Origin of the sequence: Janthinobacterium sp. BJB446 (assembly GCF_002735655.1) — a bacterium.
Classification (GTDB): domain Bacteria; phylum Pseudomonadota; class Gammaproteobacteria; order Burkholderiales; family Burkholderiaceae_D; genus Janthinobacterium; species Janthinobacterium lividum.
This window is the reverse complement of the sequence record NZ_PDZK01000001.1, coordinates 1868406-1888953: the sequence shown is the minus strand read 5'-3', so window position 1 is coordinate 1888953 and position 20548 is coordinate 1868406. Positions and strand designations below refer to the sequence as shown.

Annotated in this window: 15 protein-coding genes; 14 read left to right on the top strand and 1 reads right to left on the bottom strand. The window is 63.1% G+C overall.

The genetic code is table 11. From position 1 onward, the window contains the following. The first annotated feature begins 112 nt into the window (after positions 1-112). Positions 113-1942, top strand: coding sequence for a hypothetical protein (locus CSQ92_RS08360; protein WP_099393833.1), 1830 nt, complete (start codon positions 113-115; stop codon positions 1940-1942). Between the two features lie 97 nt (positions 1943-2039). Here CSQ92_RS08360 and CSQ92_RS08355 read toward each other — a convergent pair whose 3' ends face one another. Then, positions 2040-2498: an RrF2 family transcriptional regulator gene (locus tag CSQ92_RS08355; RefSeq protein ID WP_034785762.1), complete on the bottom strand. Its 459-nt coding sequence runs from the start codon at positions 2496-2498 to the stop codon at positions 2040-2042. 340 nt (positions 2499-2838) lie between these two features. Between CSQ92_RS08355 and ppc the strand changes: the two genes are divergently transcribed. From ppc to CSQ92_RS08290, 13 genes are all read left to right on the top strand, one after another. After that, on the top strand, positions 2839-5592 hold the full coding sequence (gene ppc / locus CSQ92_RS08350; RefSeq protein WP_218963722.1) for a phosphoenolpyruvate carboxylase: 2754 nt from the start codon (positions 2839-2841) through the stop codon (positions 5590-5592). A gap of 109 nt (positions 5593-5701) precedes the next feature. Then, on the top strand, positions 5702-6712 hold the full coding sequence (gene gap / locus CSQ92_RS08345) for a type I glyceraldehyde-3-phosphate dehydrogenase (protein WP_099393832.1): 1011 nt from the start codon (positions 5702-5704) through the stop codon (positions 6710-6712). Positions 6713-6803: 91 nt separating this feature from the next. Continuing rightward, complete coding sequence (pyk, locus tag CSQ92_RS08340) at positions 6804-8264, top strand: pyruvate kinase (RefSeq protein ID WP_081345659.1); 1461 nt, start codon at positions 6804-6806, stop codon at positions 8262-8264. A 93-nt stretch (positions 8265-8357) separates the two neighbouring features. Continuing rightward, entirely contained in the window at positions 8358-8615 is a 258-nt protein-coding gene (locus tag CSQ92_RS08335; protein WP_099393831.1) for a hypothetical protein, read from the top strand. 89 nt (positions 8616-8704) lie between these two features. Continuing rightward, positions 8705-9187, top strand: a complete 483-nt coding sequence (locus tag CSQ92_RS08330) for a DUF3617 domain-containing protein (protein WP_099394629.1) — start codon at positions 8705-8707, stop codon at positions 9185-9187. Between the two features lie 135 nt (positions 9188-9322). Next, positions 9323-9829 carry a sigma-70 family RNA polymerase sigma factor gene (locus CSQ92_RS08325; RefSeq protein ID WP_034788871.1) on the top strand — a complete coding sequence of 169 codons (507 nt, stop codon included), beginning with the start codon at positions 9323-9325 and terminating at the stop codon, positions 9827-9829. Further along, positions 9826-10803, top strand: coding sequence for a FecR domain-containing protein (locus CSQ92_RS08320; protein ID WP_099393830.1), 978 nt, complete (start codon positions 9826-9828; stop codon positions 10801-10803). The genes CSQ92_RS08325 and CSQ92_RS08320 overlap by 4 nt, the downstream gene beginning before the upstream one ends. 218 nt (positions 10804-11021) lie before the next feature. After that, positions 11022-13481: a TonB-dependent siderophore receptor gene (locus CSQ92_RS08315; protein WP_257219162.1), complete on the top strand. Its 2460-nt coding sequence runs from the start codon at positions 11022-11024 to the stop codon at positions 13479-13481. A gap of 75 nt (positions 13482-13556) precedes the next feature. Then, positions 13557-13925 (top strand): hypothetical protein, encoded by a 369-nt coding sequence (locus tag CSQ92_RS08310; RefSeq protein WP_099393828.1) that lies wholly within the window; start codon positions 13557-13559, stop codon positions 13923-13925. Continuing rightward, entirely contained in the window at positions 13922-14578 is a 657-nt protein-coding gene (locus CSQ92_RS08305; protein WP_099393827.1) for a hypothetical protein, read from the top strand. The genes CSQ92_RS08310 and CSQ92_RS08305 overlap by 4 nt, the downstream gene beginning before the upstream one ends. A gap of 362 nt (positions 14579-14940) precedes the next feature. Further along, a complete protein-coding gene (locus tag CSQ92_RS08300) occupies positions 14941-18648 on the top strand; it encodes a PAS domain S-box protein (RefSeq protein WP_099393826.1) in 3708 nt (1235 codons plus the stop codon). Positions 18649-18661: 13 nt separating this feature from the next. Continuing rightward, the gene (locus CSQ92_RS08295) at positions 18662-19657 is read left to right on the top strand and encodes a response regulator (protein ID WP_070280554.1); all 996 of its coding nucleotides are present in this window, start codon (positions 18662-18664) and stop codon (positions 19655-19657) included. 61 nt (positions 19658-19718) lie between these two features. Then, complete coding sequence (locus CSQ92_RS08290; protein WP_099393825.1) at positions 19719-20534, top strand: aminoglycoside phosphotransferase family protein; 816 nt, start codon at positions 19719-19721, stop codon at positions 20532-20534. Positions 20535-20548: the final 14 nt, after the last annotated feature.

Here is a 20548-nt window from a genome sequence, read left to right as displayed (position 1 = left end):
TCGCAGGGGTGTTTTTTTGTCTGCGATTTGCAGGATCTGGCCAGCCGGTGTACTCTCGCGCAGAGAAGGTCCGCTTGTTGTTACTTGTAGTAAGTGCAACTTGAAAGAGCCAATGAAGCACACATACGCGGTAAAAAAACAGGAACGCCAGGATCGTTTCGTCGCGCCCGGCGCTGGCAGCGGGGCAGGGCAGCTGGCCGCGGCATTCCGTTCCGGCAGTGAGCTGTCGCAAGCCACAGGCTCGCGTAAATGGCCGGGCATGGTGGATGGGGCTGGCGGTGCGGGCAGCCATGCCATGCATGGCACGGCCGATCCATCCCGCGTGCAGGATCTGCTGGCCAGGGCCCGGCAAGGCAGACTGCGCGATGGCGAGGTGGAAATGACGCAGCGGCCCGACGTCGGTGCCATGCACCTGCGCGATCTCGCGCAATCGCTGGAAGCGACGGCCACTGCGCCTGGCAGGCCGGTGGCGGACGCCTTGCAATCGGGCTCGGCCAGCATCGGCAATGGACGGGTGCGGATGCCGGGCATCGGCGGCGCAGGCAATCCTGCGGCGATCGCCCATCAGCTGGGCGTGCTGCGTCCGCAGGCAACGCGCATCGTGTCCGCTCCGAGCGGGCGTTTCGAGGTCCAGGCAAAACTCAACCCGTGGGTGTCCATGGCGACGGGACGCGCATTGCCGGAATTGGACGAAAACCCCAATATGATCGGCCCGCAGATGCAGTACAAGGATGGCGATCAACATCCGATCGAGCTGGGCGTGGAATGGCGTAGCGTGGCTCCCCAGCACCCGCCGTTGCAACCGTACCATTCCGAAGACACGTATGGTGAATTCATGCAGGCGCTTGCCGCGGTCGATGGGTCGGACATGGAGGCAGAGCAAAAACAGGCGGAGAAAGTGCGCCTGCTGTCTGATTTTTATCATCAATTGAAAAGCTTGTCAGCAGCGCAATTGGAGGAACTTGGAAGCCTGCTTGAAAAAGATATCGATAAGCATGAGGCTGGCGATACGCTTGACAAGGCATTTGAAGAAACCCGGCTTGTCTACAGAACCTGGCATGCGCCAAAACATATTTCCGTCTCAACCGGCCTGGGAGTGTCACAGGCTGACGGGAGGGAACTTGTTGGCGCCGATAATCTCAACACCGTGCTCGACCCCGAGAAATTCAGGCATTACAAGGAGCAAAGCAAATTGCCAGGGGCGGTACTGCCTTCGCTTGGCGCTTCTCCTTCGTCATTGCTTTACCCTGATGCTGATCAACCTAATATTGTATTTTTAAAGGAACGCGGTACAGCAGCAGCCCTTTTGCCCGAGAATCTGAATGCCGGCTTCGCCGCTTACAATGAGGCATCCAAATCCTTGCTTCGCGGGAAGACAAGCGAAGAATTGGCAGGTGAATTCAGCAAACTTCATTACCATGCCAAGAAAATGCGGTCCAGCGTAACGCGGCCGCTATTTTTTAATAGCGACGATATTCAATCGAATACGGATGCTTTCATACACCCGGACAAACCCGGTGACCGCCCCCACGTACGTAAAATCCATAATGGGCTGCATGAGGAGCATAACCCATTAAGACAAAGCTTCGATCGTAAGCTGGCAGACCCGTTCCGCACCAACGCCATTTTCTACCAGACATTCTCTCAGCATTCAAAACCAGACACTTATGCCGAGCAATGGAATGAGATGGTGGTCAAATACCGGCAAAAAGGGCATATGGCAGGCCTTTTCAAAGAGATCAGGGATTGGGTGCCCGAGTTGAAGGATTATCCAGGGATTGTTGATGAGTTAATAGATAGCGGGAAATTTAATGCGGATTTTGCGAAGGCGATTGCCGGGAAGAAGGAACCCGCCACCAGTGCCAAGAGCAGCGGTTCAAAAACAAAGTCGAAAAAGCAGACAAAACATGTAAAGCAGGCAAAGCATAAAAATAAAGAATAGCAGGCATGCTCTGATGCGCAGCCCCCTCACCACGATGCAGCGTGGCGCACATCGCGCCGATCGCCCGTCCGGACTGCCTGTCTGGTCCTGACAACTATTATGTATTTTCCACGTGCAGGCGGATCACGCCTGCCATCGGCGCTGGCGCGCCCGGCGTCGCTTCGAGTATCGATGCGAGGGTCACCGTGTCGAGCACGGCCAGGAAGGCGGCCGTGGCCTGGCCCAGCTTGGCCTTCAGCAGGCAATCAGGCGTCAGCGGGCAAGTGTTGTTTTCCTTGTTAAAACATTCCGCCATAAAGAAATCGCTTTCCGTCTCGCGCACGACGGTGCCGATATTGATCTCGGCCGGGTCGCGCGCCAGGCGCAGGCCGCCATTTCTCCCACGTACCGTTTCCACGATGCCTGACAGGCCCAGCTGGTGCACCACCTTCATCAGGTGATTCTTCGAGATGGAATGCAGGTCGGCGATGTCCTGGATGGTCACGAGGCGGTCGCGGTGCACGCCCAAGTACATCAGGGTGCGCAGGGTGTAGTCGGTATAGGCAGTCAGTCGCATGGGTATCATTCATAAGATGTGGATTACATCCTTGTTTGAACCGCAGCATACAGGAGAGCGCCGGCCCTGTGTGTTGCGCCGTCACTTTTCAGCATCGAAAGACAAAAGTTGATTGCCTTTCGCTCAAATGCGTAGTAAATTTTCATATTGTTGCCGTGGCAAACAGCTCGTTAGCCCTTGCCTACCCTTTGGGTGGGATTTTTGTTGATGGAAATCAAGAGGATGGTGAAGCAATAAGGTAAATTTACTACAAATTGGACGATGGGCGTTTCCCGGGCCGGGAAGCGCGTACTACGCAATCTGTGCGGTGCCGCCGTGGCCGCCCCAGGAAATGAATACCATGCAAATGAATGAAGTGAAAGACGAGCTGCTGAGCAGCGATATCCGCCAGCTGGGCCGTCTGCTGGGCGACGCCATCCGCAACCACCTGGGCGACCCCGCCTTCGAACGCATCGAACATGTGCGCCAGCTGGCCATTCGTTTCCGCCGCGACAATGATGAAGCGGCGCGCGCGCAGCTGTCGGACGCGCTGCAAGCGCTGTCGCAGGAAGAAACCACGCAGTTGACGCGCGCTTTCAGCTATTTCTCGCTGCTGGCCAATATTGCAGAAGACCAACATCACATCCGCCGCACGCGCGCCCATCTGATCGCCGGCTCGCCGCCGCGCCAGGGTAGCCTCAGCCATGCCGTCGGCAACGTATTTGACGCCGGCAAGGCCGATGCGCTGGAAACGTTCTTTGAAGATGCGTTTGTCAGCCCCGTCTTCACGGCGCATCCGACGGAAGTGCAGCGCAAGAGTATCCAGAATTGCCAGATGGCCATCGCCCGCCTGTTGAGCGAGCGCGACCGCGTGCAAATGACGCCGGAAGAGGCCGAGCAAAACGAAGAAGCGCTGGGCCGCGGCATCGTCACCCTGTGGCAGACGCGTCTGCTGCGCACCAGCAAGCTGTCCGTCATGGATGAAGTGGCCAATGGCCTGTCGTTCTACGACCATACGATCCTGCGTGAACTGCCAAAATTGTATTCCTCGCTGGAAACCATGCTGGCCCAGCGCGATGCCCGCTGGGAGGATGCGGAATTACCCAATTTCATGAAAGTCGGCAGCTGGATCGGCGGCGACCGCGACGGCAACCCGTTTGTCACGGCCGACATCCTGCGCAGCACCCTGCAAACGCAAGCCGACAAGGTGCTCGATTTTTACCTCGGTGAATTGCGCAAGCTCGCTTCGCAACTGTCGCTGGCGCAAATATTGAACGCGTGCAGCGAGCCGCTGCGCGCGCTGGCCGAGCGCTCGGCCGATGCGTCGCCGCACCGGGTCGACGAGCCGTACCGCCGCGCCCTGCACGGCATCCATGCACGCCTGGACGCCACGCGCGTGGTGCTATCCGGCAAGGGCAAGCAGGCAGACGGCGTGCAGCCCTACGCTGCAGCTGTTGAACTGCTGGCTGACCTGGACGTCGTCCAGCATTCGCTGGTCAGCAATGGCTTGCGTGCGCTGGCGCGCGGCCGGCTGCGCCAGCTGCGCCGCGCCGTCAAGGTCTTCGGCTTTTCGCTGGCGCCGCTCGACTTGCGCCAGAATTCCGACGTGCATGAGCGCGTCGTGGGCGAACTGTTCGCGGGTGCCCAGCCGGGCCTCGTCTACCTGGACCTCGATGAAGAGCAGCGCATCAGCTTGCTGCTGGCCGAGCTGGAGTCGCCACGCCTGCTGACCTCGCCGTATGCGCACTACTCGGAAGAAACGACGTCCGAACTCGACATATTCCGCGCCGTGCGCGAGGCCCATGTCAAATATGGCAAGGAATCGGTACCGAACTGCATCATCTCGAAGGCGGCCAGCGTCTCGGACTTGCTGGAAGTGGCCCTGCTGCTCAAGGAAGTGGGCTTGCTGCGCCAGGATAGCCGCGAAGTCGATGTCAACATCATTCCCCTGTTCGAAACCATCGACGACTTGCGCGCCGGCCCCGCCATCATGGCGCGCGCCTTCGGCTTGCCGTTCTACCGCGGCTTGCTCGCGTCGCGCGCCGACCAGCAGGAAGTCATGCTTGGTTACTCGGACAGCAACAAGGACGGCGGCTTCTTGACCTCCGGCTGGGAACTCTACAAGGCCGAGATCGAGCTGGTGACGGTGTTCAAGCAATACCAGATCAAGCTGCGATTGTTCCACGGCCGCGGCGGTTCCGTCGGCCGTGGCGGCGGACCCAGCTACGAAGCCATCCTGGCCCAGCCGGCAGGCGCCGTGCAGGGACAGATCCGTTTGACGGAGCAAGGCGAAGTCATCACAGCCAAGTATGCGAACCCGGAAGTAGGGCGCCGCAACCTGGAAGTGCTGGTGGCGGCCACCATCCAGTCGACTCTGCTGCCGCAGGCGCAGCTGCAACCGAAGGCCTCGGCCGGCGCGGGCCACCTGGCCGCGATGGAAGAACTTTCGGGAACGGCCCTGAACGCCTACCGCGACCTCGTGTATGGCACGGAGGGCTTTGAACAGTATTTCTGGGAATCGACGGTGATCGCGGAGATTGCCGCCCTGAATATCGGCAGCCGTCCCGCCTCGCGCAAGAAATCCACGTCCATCGAAGATTTGCGCGCCATTCCCTGGGTCCTGAGCTGGGCGCAATGCCGTTTGATGCTGCCGGGCTGGTTTGGTTTTGGTTCCGCCGTGCAAGCCTACCTGGCCGCCCATCCTGCCGATGGCGCGGACGTGCTGCGCGGCATGTACACGGACTGGCCATTCTTCACATCCTTGCTGTCGAACATGGATATGGTCCTGGCCAAGAGCGATATCGCCATTGCCGGCAAGTATGCTGAACTGGTCAAGGACAAGGCCTTGCGCGACGCCATTTTCACGCGCATCCGCGCCGAATATGCGGCCACCCTGGACGCCTTGAAACTGATCACGGGCCAGGAAGAGTTGCAGCAAGCCAATCCGCTGATGCAGCGTTCGATACGCAACCGCTTCCCGTATATCGATCCGCTCAATCACGTGCAGGTGGAGCTGTTGAAACGTTTCCGCGAGGGTAAGCAGGATGCGGCGGCGCGCACGGGGATCCATTTGTCGATCAATGGCATTGCGGCGGGGTTGCGCAACAGCGGTTGATTCTTTTTAACCCAACAACAAATGCTGGGGTCGTACCCTCAGGGTACGACCCCGGTTTTTGCACTTGGGTTGGATTTACGAACTCAGTAGAAAACATCTAGGAGACAGCATGACCATCAAAGTTGCCATCAATGGCTATGGCCGCATCGGCCGCAATGTCTTGCGCGCGTTTTATGAAGGCGGCAAGCAGCAGGATATCGAAATCGTCGCCATCAATGACTTGGGCGACGCCAAGTCGAATGCACACCTGACGCGCTACGACACGGTACACGGCAAGTTTCCCGGCGTCGTCACCATCGATGGCGACAACATGCTCGTCAATGGCGACCGCATCCGCGTCTTCGCGCAGCGCGACCCGGCCCTGATACCGTGGGGCGAACTCGGCGTCGATGTGGTGCTCGAATGCACGGGCTTCTTCACGACCAAGGAAAAAGCCTCGGCCCACCTGAAGGGCGGGGCAAAGAAAGTCATCATTTCCGCGCCGGGCGGCAAGGACGTTGACGCCACCATCGTGTTCGGCGTCAACCAGCATGTGCTGAAAGCCACGGATACCGTGATTTCCAACGCTTCGTGCACGACGAATTGCCTGGCGCCATTGGTGAAACCCCTCAACGACGCCATCGGCATCGAATCGGGCCTGATGACCACCGTGCATGCCTACACGAACGACCAGGTGCTGTCCGACGTGATGCATGAAGACTTGCGCCGCGCCCGTTCGGCTACGCATTCGATGATCCCCACCAAGACGGGCGCGGCTGCCGCTGTCGGCCTGGTCTTGCCGGAACTGAATGGCAAGCTCGATGGCTTTGCCATCCGCGTGCCGACGATTAACGTCTCGCTGGTCGACCTGTCCTTCATTGCCAAGCGCGATACCAGCGTCGAGGAAGTCAATGCCTTGCTGAAAACGGCGTCGGAAGGCACCCTGAAAGGCATCCTGACGTACCAGACGGAACCGCTCGTCTCCATCGATTTCAACCATAACCCCGCTTCGTCGAACTTCGATGCCACCCTGACCAAGGTCTCGGGCCGCCTCGTGAAAGTGTCGTCGTGGTATGACAACGAGTGGGGCTTCTCGAACCGCATGCTCGACACGACGGTCGCCCTGATGGCGGCCAAGTAAGAACGTAGTACCGCTGATCCAGCGCACCAGGACGGTCGGCCCACAAGGCCGGCCCTTGTAGCAGCACGAACTTTATAGAAAGCAGCACACCATGACCATGCAAGTACAGCAACGCGCCACCAAGATCGTTTCCACCATCGGCCCCGCTTCCAACGATATCGATACTCTGGTCCGCATGTTCAAGGCCGGCGTCGACGTCGTGCGCCTGAACTTTTCGCATGGCAAGGCGCAAGACCATATCGACCGCGCCCGCATGGTGCGCGAAGCGGCAGCCCTGTGCGGCCGTGAAGTGGCCATCATGGCCGACTTGCAAGGCCCGAAAATTCGCGTTGGCAAGTTTGAAGAAGGCAAGATTTTCCTGGAAAACGGCGCCAAGTTCATCCTCGACGCGAAATGGGGAGAAAACGGCGAATTGGGCAATATCGAGCGCTGCGGCCTCGACTACAAGGAATTGCCGCGCGACTTGCGCACTGCCGACGTGCTGCTGCTGAATGACGGTCTCATCGTGCTGACGGTGGACAAGGTCGTCGGCAGCGAAATCCACACCACCGTCAAGATCGGCGGCGAATTGTCGAACAACAAGGGCATCAACCGCCAGGGCGGCGGCCTGTCCGCACCGGCCCTGACGGCGAAAGACATGGAAGACGTGAAAACGGCGATGAGCTTCCAGGCCGATTACGTGGCTGTGTCCTTCCCGAAAAATGCCACCGACATGGTCATGGCGCGCCAGTTGGCCAATATCGCCGGCGAAGCGTGGGACCACAAGCCGATGATGATCGCCAAGATCGAGCGTGCGGAAGCTATTCCTGCGCTGCAAGAAATTCTCGACGCGTCCGACGGCATCATGGTGGCCCGTGGCGACCTGGCTGTGGAAGTGGGCAACGCGGCCGTACCGGCCTTGCAAAAGCGCATGATCAAGATGGCGCGCGCCTCGAACAAGCTGGCCATCACGGCCACGCAGATGATGGAATCGATGATCGTCAACGCCGTGCCGACCCGCGCGGAAGTGTCCGACGTGGCCAATGCCGTGCTCGATGGCACGGATGCCGTCATGACGTCGGCGGAAACGGCCTCGGGCCGTTACCCGATCGAAACGGTGGAAGCGATGGCCGCCATCTGCCTGGACGCGGAGAAATGGGACACCTGCAAGCTGGACGCCGATTTCCTCAACGCCACGTTCTCGCGCATCGACCAGTCGATCGCCTATGGCGCCCTGTTTACGGCCCATCACCTGCGCGTGAAGGCGATTGCCACCCTGACGGAATCGGGTTCCACGGCACTGTGGATGAGCCGTTGCAATATCGACATCCCGATCGTGGCCCTGACCCCGAGCGTGGGCACGCGCCGCAAGCTGGCCCTGTACCGCAACGTCAGCACCCTGGAGCTGACGTCCGGCACCGACCGCGACAAGGTCTTGCAACAGGCGGAAGACTTGCTGCTGGAACATAAAGTCGTGGCCAAGGGCGACACCGTCGTGCTGACCTGGGGCGAGCCGATGGGCAAGGTCGGCGGCACGAACGCGCTGAAAATCATGAAGATCGGCCAGCACTGACCGTGTATTATTGACCATATCGCTGGCCGGCAGCCGTCTGCAGTCTTAAGAATGGCTGAAAGAGGGGCGCTTGGCCGCCCACTGCAATGGCAGATGCGCAATCTGCCATTGCAGTGGCCACATTTCCGTGTCAGCATGGTTTTCCTGCCTTCCAAGGCGCATCCGGAGTTCATGATGACTGCATACTTGCCTGCCTTGCTCTGGTCTTTGTCGGCCTTTGCCTGCATGTGCATTGCCAAGCGCCGCCAGATCAGGACAACGGCCGTCCGGGCCGTCCTGGTGACCTTTTTGGGGCCGTTTGCCATCCCCTTCGTGCTGGCCGCAAAGCCCGGGAAAGCCTATCCGGCGTAAATCCGCGCGGCCGTCATGCACGGCTAAGCGTGTGGCCTGCGGGCATTTCTCTTTGCTATATTCAAGTTTTTAGCCGAAAGAGCATGCCCATGAAGCGCCGCGCGACCTTGTTTCTGATGACCATCCTTCCCCTGTGCGCGGCCACGTTCGCTTCGGCGGGCGAGCCGGTGCAGCGCTTGCAGCGCGCCACGGGGCTGTGGAAGGTGACGCCCGCCACCTCGCCATTTTCCTGGGAAATCTGCGTCGACCAGCCGCGCGACCGCCTGATCGACGACGATCTGTGGTCCGGTTTCGAGCAGGAATGCAAGATCGAGTCGCAAAGCCGCCAGGGCGACAGTTATCAATTCGAGGCCAGCTGCCCGGACGCCAGGCTGGCTGGTGCCTTCAAGGGCGACCTGGCCAAGGCATATACCCTGAGCGCCGACACCACTGTGCAAGTCAATGGCAAGAACGAAGTGCAGCACACGGAACTGGCAGCCGTGTTCCAGGGCGCTTGTCCGGCAGGGCTGGCGCCGGGCGCGAAGAAAATGCGCGGCGGCATGGTGATGAAGAGCCTGTACATCAAGCGCTAGAGGATTGCGGCCGCGTTGAAACAACAGTTTCCACGGATAGGCAGGCGCCGGCATTGACGGCGGAGGCAATGATTTGTGATAATGAGAATTATTATCAATTGGCCGCGCCTTGCCTTGTGCGCATCGGAGTCCCTAGTGAACATTGCGCAGTCCAGCGAGTCGATAGCCGGCATCTACAGCAGCCACCACGGCTGGCTGATGCGCTGGCTGCGCGCCAAGCTGCAGTGCGCCGACCATGCGGCCGACCTGGCGCAGGATACCTTCGTGCGCCTGCTGACGGCGCCGCCTGAGGGCCGGCAAACCTTGCACGAGCCGCGCGCCTACCTGACGACCGTGGCGCAGCGCCTGCTGATCGACCATTACCGGCGCCTGTCGCTGGAACAAGCCTGGCTGGAAACCCTGGCGCAGCAGCCCGATCTGCTGATGCAGTCGCCGGAAGAGCGTTTGCTGGTGCGCGAAGCCCTGCAGCGCATCGATGCCATGCTCGACGGCTTGCCGCCGCCGGTGCGCAGCGCCTTCCTGCTGGCGCATGTCGATGGTCTCGCGTATGGGGAAATCGCCCGGCGCCTGGCCGTGAGCGAGCGCAGCATCAAGCGCTACATGGTGCAGGCGTTTGAGCGCTGCATCTTGCTGATCCTGTGAGTGCCAGCACGGCTGCCATCGATCCCCGTGCCGCGCGGGCGGCGGCGCAATGGCTGGTGCGCCTGCACGGGGGCGCCTTGACTGCAGGCGAGCAGCAAGCGTTCCAGACCTGGCGCGCCAGCGATCCCGCGCACGAAGCTGCCTGGCAGCGTGCCGAACTCGTGTGCAGCACCCTGGCCAGCGTGCCGCCCGCGCTGCGCCAGACGGCGGACGCGGCGCCGCAGTCGCCGCACCGGCGTGCCGTGCTCTACGGCCTGGCCGGGCTGATAGCGGCCGGGCCGGCGCTGTGGCTGGCCAGCCAGTCGGCGCCGTGGCAGGCGTGGCGCGCCGCCATCCGCACGGCGAGGGGGGAAATCCGCCACCTGACCTTACCTGACGGCACGCGACTGGTGCTTAACACGGACACGGCCATCGATGTGCATTTTGACGGCGCGGCGCGGCTGCTCGTGCTGCATGCAGGGGAAATCCATGTCGGCACGGCGCACGACGGGGCCGTGCCGGCGCGCCCCTTCCTCGTGCGCAGCAGCAATGGCGCCGTGCGCGCGCTGGGCACGCATTTCAGCGTGCGCCACGCTGGCAGCGTGCTGGCGCCGCGCACCGAGGTGAGCGTCAGCGAAGGCGCCGTCGAGATACGGCCAAGGGACGCTCCCGACGCCTTGCGCAGGATCGATGCGGGCCGGCAGGGCAGTTTCGACGACCGCGCCGTTTCTGCCTTGACGCCGCTGGCGCCGCGCGCTGCCGGCTGGCTGCAGGGCGTGCTGATCGCCGAGCGCATGCCGCTGGGCGAGGTGCTCGAACAGGTGGCGCGCTACCGCTATGGCGTGCTGCGCTGCGATCCCGCGCTGGCGGCCATGCCCGTGGACGGTATCTTCCAGTTGAACGACCCGGACAACATCCTGCTCTTGCTGCAGCGCTCCTTGCCGATCCGTCTGGCGCGCCGCACGCGCTACTGGATCAGTGTCGAAGCGGCTTGAGATTGTCGGCTTACGCGTGGCCTTGCCACGCTAAGCCGACCTACGGCTGTCGGGTATGGCAAGTCGGCTTAGCCCGCAGGGCGTAAGCCGACATGCCCCAATTTACTTTTTGCCTGTCCCTTTTTCCGGATTGCTTCGTCATACAAGGTAGAGAACGAACAATCCGAACCATCGAAAGGGTCCACATGGCTTTGCAGCACCGCATTACCGCAGCACGAATGACGCTCCATCCCACCACCGGCGCCGTGCGCGCCGCGCTGGTCCTGCTCCTCGCCGTGGGCGCCGCCGGCACCGGTTTGCCGCAAGCGGCGCTGGCCGCCGAGTCCAGTCCGGCCGCCAGCGTGCGCGACTACAGCATTCCCGCCGGCAGCCTGCGCAGCGCGCTGGCATCGTTTGCCATCGCCGCCGGCGTCAACCTGTCCACCCAGGGCGTGGCGCTCGACGGCCTGGTGACGTCGGGCTTGCAAGGGCGCCATGGCATCTCTGCCGGCCTGCAAAAACTGCTGCAAGGCAGCGGTCTCGAAGTGACGGACGGTGGCAATGGCAATTACCTCTTGCGTAAAATCAATACCAGCACGGCCGATGGCGGCCTGGCCAGCATGCCCGCCGTGGTCGTCAGCGCCGAGGCGGACCGCGCCACGGAAGGCACGGGCTTATATACGGCGCGCAATATGTCGACGGCCACGGGCCTGAACCTGTCGCAGCGCCACACGCCGCAAACGGTCAGCGTCATTTCGCGCCAGCAAATGGAAGATTTCGACCTGACCACCTTGCAGGACGTGGCGCGCGCCACGCCCGGCCTGTATGGCAAGACGCAGGGCGTGTCCGACCAGGAAACCACGTATTTCGCCCGGGGCTTTGCCTTGAGCCACGTCAACGTGGATGGCTTGCCGCTCGATGTGACGGGTTTCAATGAGCGCAACGTTTCCGCCGACATGCTGATGTACGACAGGGTGGAAGTGGTGCGCGGCGCCACGGGCCTGATGGAAGGGGCGGGCGCACCGTCGGGCAGCATCAACATGGTGCGCAAGCGTCCCATGGCCACGCCCTTGCTGAACGCCTCGGCCCACCTGGGCAGCTGGAAGGACCGGCAATTGACGGTGGACGCCAGCAATGCCCTGAACGCTTCGGGCAGCGTGCGGGGGCGTGTCGCGGCCAGCTGGCGCGACAGCGACAGTTTCGTCGACGTCGTCAACAATACCAACGGCACCTTGTATGCGATCGTCGAGGCGGATCTGACGCCGTCGACCACGGCCGGCATCGGTTTTTCGCGCCAGCACAGCCGCACCGACGGCGTGTTCGTCGGCTTGCCCACGTTTGCCGATGGCAGCCACATGCCCTTGCCGCGCTCGACTTTCCTGAACAATGCTGATTCCTTCCAGAAACGCGACAACAACGTCGTTTTCGCCGACTTGGAAACGAAGCTGGACAAGGGCTGGCGCAGCCGCTTCGCCATCACGCGCATCGATGCCTCGTCGAGCACGCGCAACACCACCAACAGCCGCGTCGACGGCGAAACGTATCTGCTGGAACAGTCGGAAACGGGCTGGAAGTACAACACGGAACAAGTGGTGGCGGACTGGCGCCTGAGTGGCCCCGTCACCTGGTTCGGCCGCCAGCATGACCTTATCGTGGGCGCCAGCTACCGCCATGACGATTCGGACGCGGGCCAGAGCTGGGAAGGCGCCGGGAAGCGCGTGATCGATATCCGCCACTGGAATCCGCGCGCCTACCGCATGAACGGCGCGCCGTTCGAGCCATATAACTGGGGCCGCAAGACGGACGAGAAGGGCCTGTATGCGGCTGGTAACTTCAGCCTGGCCGATCCGCTGCGCCTGGTGCTGGGCGGGCGCTTCGGCTGGTATGCGCAGGATGTCACGGGCTGGTATTCCACCAACCCGGCCTGGCGCCGGAGCCTGACGGAAAACGCGAAATTCACGCCATACGCGGGCCTCGTCTACGACCTGGACCAGCACCATTCCGTATATGCGAGCGCCACGCAGATCTTCCAGCCGCAAAGCGAGCTCGATGTGCGCGGCAACACCTTGCCGCCACTGAGCGGCACCAACCTGGAAGCGGGCGTCAAGGGAGAATATTTTGGCGGCAGGCTCAATGCCAGCGGCGCCTTGTTCCGCATCAGGCAAAACAACCGCGCCATGGCCGACGAGGTCAATTGCCCCACGGGCGGCGCCATCTATTGCGCCCGCGCGGCCGGGCAGGTGCAGAGCGAAGGCATCGACTTGCAATTGTCGGGCTCGCCATTGCCGGGCTGGCAGATCGCGGGTGGCTACACCTATGTACTGGCCAAGTACACCAAGGACAGCGTAGCGGCCAACATCGGCCAGCGCATCGCCACGGATGAGCCGAAGCAATTGTTCAAGCTGTACACGAATGTGCAGCTGAGCGGCAGCCTGGCGAAATGGAACCTGGGCGCCTCCGTCTACGCGCAGGACAAGATCTACCGCCGCGAAACGGGCTTCGATACGCGGCAGGGCGCTTACGCCATCGTCGGGCTGACGGCCGGCTACCGGATCAGCGAGCAGCTGCAGCTGCGCGTGAATGTCGACAACGTGCTCGACCGCCGCTACTACCAGGGACTCGGCTATTCATGGTCGGGCGGGCTGGAACGCTACGGTGCGCCGCGCAGCGTGCTGCTTTCCTTGAACTACAAGATGTAGCCGTTGTGCCAGCAGAGCGCGTCCCGGGCGGGCGCCTCTGCTACACTGCCGCCGTCCCCATTTCTGACTGTTCCCATGTCCGCCACACCTGTCCTCACGCCCCTGAAAAGCGCTTTCCAGCAATCGCGCGCCGAGAATAATATCGAGCTGATCCTGCCCGAACTGCTGACCGCGCAATTACACGTCGTCATCGGCGGACAAAGCGAACAGATCGACCTGTTCCTCGTGCCATCGCCCAATCCCGAGCGCCAGTGCGTGACGGTGGCGGAAGACCTGGCCTTCCTGGCTGGCATTAACTTTCCCAAGATTCCCGTGACGGGCGCGCAACTGATCGCCTCGATTCCGCCCGAGATCGAGATCGTCCTCCTGCATGGCGATGGCGCCAATTACCTGACGCGCGAGCAGCTGGCGTGGTTCCGCGGCATGCTGGCGCAGAACGCTTGAGCGGGGAGCTGAGACCCACGCTGAAGCCGGCGCGCGCCGAATGGATCCGTTTTTCGCCGGCCGACGATGCAAGCTCGCATGCGGCGATGATGGCCAATCTGCGTCCCGTGCTGTGGCGCAGCGTGCTGCTGGGCGGCTGTGCCCTGATCCTCGCGTTTGTCCTGCAAGCCGTCTGGCGCGACGTGCCGTACGCGGGCGAGGCAGTGTTGTTCTCTCCGCTGGCGCTGGCCGCCTGGATCGCGGGCCTGGTGCTGTTTCCGGGACGCAGTCTGCTCTTTCATGTGGAACTTGACGATGCGGGCCTGTTGCTGCGGCGCCATGCGCGGCGCCTGCCCGGCTGGGATAAAAGCGTGCAGCTGGACTTGTCGCAGCTGCAGCGGCTGGACGTGGTCGCGTATGGGGGCGCATTGCAGGTCTATCGGACCCCGGCACCGCTGGCGCGCGTGGAGCTGCTGCTCTACACGACTCTCGCGGACTATCCGCTGATCCGCGTGGTGGGCCTGAACCTGCCCGTGCCGCAGCGCTGGACGCTGTGCCATATCAAGGAGGAACTGAGCCGCCGCTGTAGACTGGCCGGTATCCCTGTCAGCGAGACGGCTGGACCGATCAGCCAGGAATCCGCGGCCATCCGCGCGCGCTGGCCGCAGGGGTAGGCGCAGACGGGCCAGTGTCGCATCGCCGCCGCAATAACTATCATTTTTGATAACTGTATTGCTGAAGTCCTATGAATATGTTCGCAAAGCAACTATACTCATGGCTCTTTAAAAAATCATCGTCACGCTGGCGGCCAGCCATCCGCGCCAGAGTTCGTACGCATTCCGCTTTTTCACTCTGTAAAAAGCACCTTTCCCCCGCGCGGCAGGCGCGGGCGTGATGACCGAGCCTTGCCCTGGTCGACTGCTACCGTTGTCATTTCCGCTGTGTTGCCGCTTTAGTAAAAAGCGTGGCGCCAGCGCGCGCGGTGGGCCGTCATGTTTTGCGACGTCACGTTTCACTCACCTTATGCCACGACAGTATGTTTAGTTCCATCTTTGCCGTATCGAGCGATACCATGCAGTACATCTACGGCACGCACAATGCGTGGCTGGTGCTGTTTTCCGTCGGTATCGCCATCTTTGCCTCGTTCATGGCCTTGCAGATCGCCGGCATGGCGCGCAGCAGCGAGCGTGGCTTCCAGCGCCAGACGGCCATCATCACGGGCGCCATCGCGCTCGGCGGCGGCATCTGGTCGATGCACTTCATCGGCATGCTGGCCTTCGACATCTGCACGCGCGTATCCTTCGACCCCAGCCTGACCTTGCTGTCGATGCTGCCCGGCGTGGCCGCTTCATGGGTGGCGCTGCACCTGCTGGCGCGCCCGAGCATCAACTGGCGCCAGCTGGTGGTGGGCGGCGTGCTCGTCGGCGTGGGCATCGGTTCCATGCATTACAGCGGCATGGCCGCCATGCAGACTTCGCTGACCCTGCATTACCAGCCGTGGCTGTTCGCCTTGTCGCTGGTGGTGGCTGTCGTCATGGCCATGCTGGCGCTGTGGATACGCTTTGGCCTGAGCGCCATGCGTTTGCGCCTCACTCCCCTGGCGTCGTTGCTGGTCAGCAGTGTTGTCATGGGGCTAGCCATTTCCGGCATGCATTACACGGGCATGCTGGCGGCCCGCTTTTCCGGCACGCCCACGGCGGGCGAGAACACGATTACGGTACAGGCCTCGTTCGTGGCCCTGGCCGTGGCCTTGATCACCGTCACCCTGACCGTCTTCGTGGCCGCCGCGAACGGCTTGCTGCGCTACCGCCAGCTGCTGCGCCACGCCAGCGCCAGCGAATCGCGCCTGCGCGCCATCGTCGATACGGCGGCCGACGGCCTGATCACCATCGATGGCCAGGGCAAGGTGCGCTCCTTCAATCCCGCCGCGGAAAGCCTGTTCGGCTGGCGCGAAGCGGAGATCGTGGGGCGCGACGCCAGCGTGCTGCTGCAGCCGTCCGACGCGGCCGAATACGAAGGCTATCTGCGCGACTACCTGGAAACGGGCGCCTCGCGCATTCTCGACAGCGGACGCGAACTCGATGGCTGCCACAAGGATGGCACCGTGCTGCCCATGCGCGTGGCGATCGGCAAGATCGACACGCCGGGCCAGCCCCTGTTCGTGGCGTTTGTCACGGACATGCGCTCGTCGCGCAGCATGGAGCAGGCACTGAAGGACAGCGAGCGCCAGTACCGCACCCTGATCCGCAACATCCCCGGCGTGTCCTTCCACTGCAGCTTCGCGCCCGAATGGAAGATGATCTTCATCAGCGATGCCGTCTTCAACCTGACGGGCTGGATGCCGCAGGACTTCGCCGAAGGGCGCGTCAGGCTGTTCGACCTCGTGCACCCGGACGACCGCCAGCGCGTCAACGACACCTGCGTGCAGGCGGCCGGAGAAAAGCGCGACTTCGAGAACGTCTACCGCATGATCCACCGCGACGGGCGCGAGCGCTGGGTGCGCGAAAGCAGCGGCCCCGTGCTCGATAACGACGGCGTGGTGCGCTGGATCGATGGCGTCATCCTCGACATCACGGAAAGCGAATTGCGCAACGCCGAATACGAAGGCAAGGTGACGGCCATCTCGCGCGCGACTGCCGTCGCGGAGTTCGACTTGCAGGGGCGCATCCTGGCGGCCAACGAGAACTTCCTCGATCTGGTCGGCTACCAGCTCGACGATGTGCTGGGACTGCACCACAGCATCTTCTGCGAACCGGGTTATGTGACCTCGCCAGACTACATCGCGTTCTGGCAGCAGCTGGCCAGTGGCCAGTTCAATACGGGCGAGTACAAGCGCATCGGCAAGGATGGCAAGGAAGTGTGGATACAGGCTTCGTACAATCCGATCTTCAACACGGACGGCAAGCCGTTCAAGGTGGTCAAGCTGGCCACCGACGTCAGCGAGCGGCGCGCCATGCAGGAAAACCTGCGCGCGGCAAAAGACCGCGCCGAGCTGGCCGCCGAATCGAAGACCAGCTTCCTGGCCAACATGAGCCATGAAATCCGCACGCCGATGAACGCCATCATCGGCTTTACGGAAGTGCTGCTGGGGACCGCCCTGGACAGCCTGCAGCGCCGCCATCTGGGCACGGTGCGCCAGTCCGCCCGTTCCCTGCTCGAGCTGCTCAACGACATCCTCGACATGGCCAAGCTGGAAAAAGGCGCGACCGAACTGGAACTGGTGGACTTTTCGCTGCCCGACCTGGTCGACCACGTGGCCGCGTCGCTGCGCATCACGGCGCATGCGCGCGACCTGGTGCTGCATGTCGATGTCGATCCGGGCATGGGCCAGTTCTTCCTGGGCGACGCGCGCCGGGTGCAGCAGGTGCTGACGAATCTGATCGGCAACGCCGTCAAGTTCACGGAAGTGGGCCATGTGCGCGTGGCCGTCGGCATGCAGGGCGAGCAGGTGCATATCGCCGTGCACGACACGGGCATCGGCATCCCCGCCGACCGCCTGGACAAGATATTCGCCCCCTTTACGCAAGCCGATTCTTCGATGAGCCGCCGCTTTGGCGGCACGGGCCTGGGCACGACGATTTCGCTGCAATTGGTCGAACTGATGAAAGGCACGATCACGGTGGAGAGTACCCTGGGCGTGGGCAGCGTGTTCCACGTGCTGTTGCCGCTGGCGCCGGGCAAGGCCGTGGCGCGCCGCAGCGAGCAGCCTGTGGTGGCCTTGCCGCCGCTGCGCATCCTGGCGGCCGACGATGTGCCGCAGAATGTGGAGCTGCTCCTGATCAGCCTGGGTGCGGCCGGCCACCAGGTGATCGCCGCCAGCGATGGCGAGAGTGCCGTGCGCGAGTTCAGCAAGGGCAGCTTCGACATCGTCCTGATGGACGTGCAGATGCCGCGCATGGACGGCCTGGAAGCGACGCGCCTGATCCGCGTGCACGAGCGCGAGCAGGGCTTGAAGGCGACGCCCATCATCGCCCTGACGGCCAGCGTGCTGGAACAGGACCGGCGCGCCGCGCAGACGGCCGGCATGAACGGCTTTGCTTCGAAGCCGCTGGAAATGCACAAGCTGACGGCGGAAATCGCCCGCCTGCTCGATATCGCCGTGGCCATGCCGCCGCCGGCGGCCGGCGCGGCGGCGCGTGCCGCCGCCGGCCAGGTCGACTGGCAGCGCGGCATCGCCCTGTGGGGCGGACGCGCGGCATTGCAGCGCGCCATTGCGCGCTTCGTGCAAGCCAATGGCGACTGCGCCGCGATGCTGGCGGCGGAACTGGAACGCGGCGGAAGCAGCGTGGCGGGCCACCTGCTGCACCGTATCAAGGGCGCGGCGGGCAACCTGTGCCTGGTGCAGGTCGAAAGCCTGCTGGGACGCATCGAGCAAGCCATCGCGCGCCAGTTGCCGGTGACCGAATTGCTGGTGCAGCTGGCGGCTGCCTTCATGGCGCTGGCCGGCGAGCTGGAAGAGGTGGATATGCCGGCCGTCGCCATGGAAGCGCCGGCCGCCAGCGCGCCCCTCGATGCAGCCGCCGCCGGCGCCTTGCTGCGGCAAGCCATCGCCAGCCTGGAAGGCGGGCAGCTGGACGACGCCTTGATGGCGCAGATTGCCGCCATGCTGGCGCCGCACGGCCAGCAGCCGCGCCTGCAGGCGCTGGCCAGCGCCATCGACGACTTTGAATTTGCGCGCGCCGCAGGCGTGCTGCGCCAGTTGCTGGCATGGCTGGAAGCACCAGCGCCTGCCGACCTTTCCTGACCTTGGGCCAACGATGACCTTACACGAAGACAAACCGATCCTGCTGCTGGTTGACGATGAAGCGACGAATCTGCAGGTGCTGCGCCAGATTTTGCAAGACGATTACCGCCTGCTGTATGCCAAGGATGGCGAGAAGGCGCTGGAACTGGCGCAACACAATCCCGTGGAACTGATCCTGCTCGACATCATGATGCCCGCCATGACGGGCTATGAAGTGTGCCGGCAGCTCAAGGCCATGCCGGCCACGGCGTCCATTCCCGTCATTTTCGTCACCGCCCTGTGCGACGTGAAGGACGAGGCGGATGGCTTTGACGCGGGCGCCGTGGACTACATCACGAAACCCGTCAGCCCGCCCATCGTGCGCGCCCGCGTGCGCACGCATCTGTCTCTGGTCGACGCCGAAGAGTTGCGCCGCTCGCGCCTGCAGGTGATCCAGACCCTCGGCCAGGCGGCCGAATACAAGGATAACGAGACGGGCATGCACGTCATCCGCATGAGCTATTACGCGCGCCAGCTGGCGCTGGCGGCCGGCTACAGCGCGGCCAGGGCGGAAGACCTGCTCAACGCGGCACCCATGCATGACGTGGGCAAGATCGGCATCCCCGACGCCATCCTGCAAAAACCGGGCAAGCTCGATGCGGACGAATGGCAAGTCATGCGCAGCCACGCGGAAATCGGCGCCGCCATCATCGGCGAGCATGCGGGCGGCCTGCTGAAAATGGCGCGCACCATCGCCCTGACGCACCACGAAAAATGGGACGGCAGCGGCTATCCGCAAGGCTTGAAAGGCGAGGAAATCCCCCACGAAGGCCGCATCGTCGCCATCGCCGACGTCTTCGACGCGCTTACCAGCGAACGCCCGTACAAGCGCGCCTGGACGGTCGACGAAGCCATCGCCACCATGCAGCGCGACAGCGGCACGCACTTCGACCCGCAACTGCTGGCGCTGTTCATCGAACAGCTGCCGGCCATGCTGGAAATCAAGGACCAGTGGCGCGAGCCGGCGTGAACGGGCTACCCGCCGACCTGTCTCTTATAGTAGCGTCCTGACCCTCATCCCAGGATTGCCCATGGATTACCGGAACCGCATTGCCGACCATCTCCGGCAATGGTCATTGCAAGCTGATGGCATGCCCGTGCATACGCATGGCGCATGCCTGTTGCCGGTGCTGCACGGTGGCCAGCCGGCCATGCTGAAGCTGTCGACCGGCGACGATGAGCGGCGCGCTGGCGCCGTGCTGCGCTGGTGGGATGGCAACGGCGCCGTGCGCGTGCTGGCCACCTCCACGGAGGAGGATGTCCTGTTGCTTGAGCGGGCGATGGGTTCCCGTTCGCTGGCCGCGCTGGCGCGCGCGGGGGAGGCGGGCGATGCGGCCGCCACCGGTATCCTGTGCGCCGTGGCGGCACGCCTGCATGCGCCGCGGCCATCCGCTCCACTTTTGCCTCCCTTGTCCGGCTGCTTTGCCGCGCTGGCCGCTGCCGCCGCGCGCGGCGGCGTGTTGTCGGCATGCCATGCCGTGGCGCAGGATTTGCTGGCGGCGCCGCAGGACAGCGTGGTGCTGCATGGCGATCTGCATCACGCGAACGTGCTCGATGGCGGCGCGCGCGGCTGGCTGGCCATCGATCCGAAAGGCTATGTGGGCGAGCGGGGTTTTGATTTCGCCAATATCCTGTGCAACCCGGATGCCGCGCTGGCCACTTTTCCGGGCCGGCTGGAGCGGCAGGTGGCGCTGATCGCCGATGCGGCGCGCCTCGATCCGGCGCGGCTGCTGGCGTGGGGCGCCGCGTGGGCGGGCCTGTCGGCGGCATGGCATCTGGAAGACGGCACGCCGCCGGAGACGGCGCTGGCCGTGGCCGCCGCCGCGCTGGCGGCCTTGCGGGAGTGATGGCGCCTAAGAAC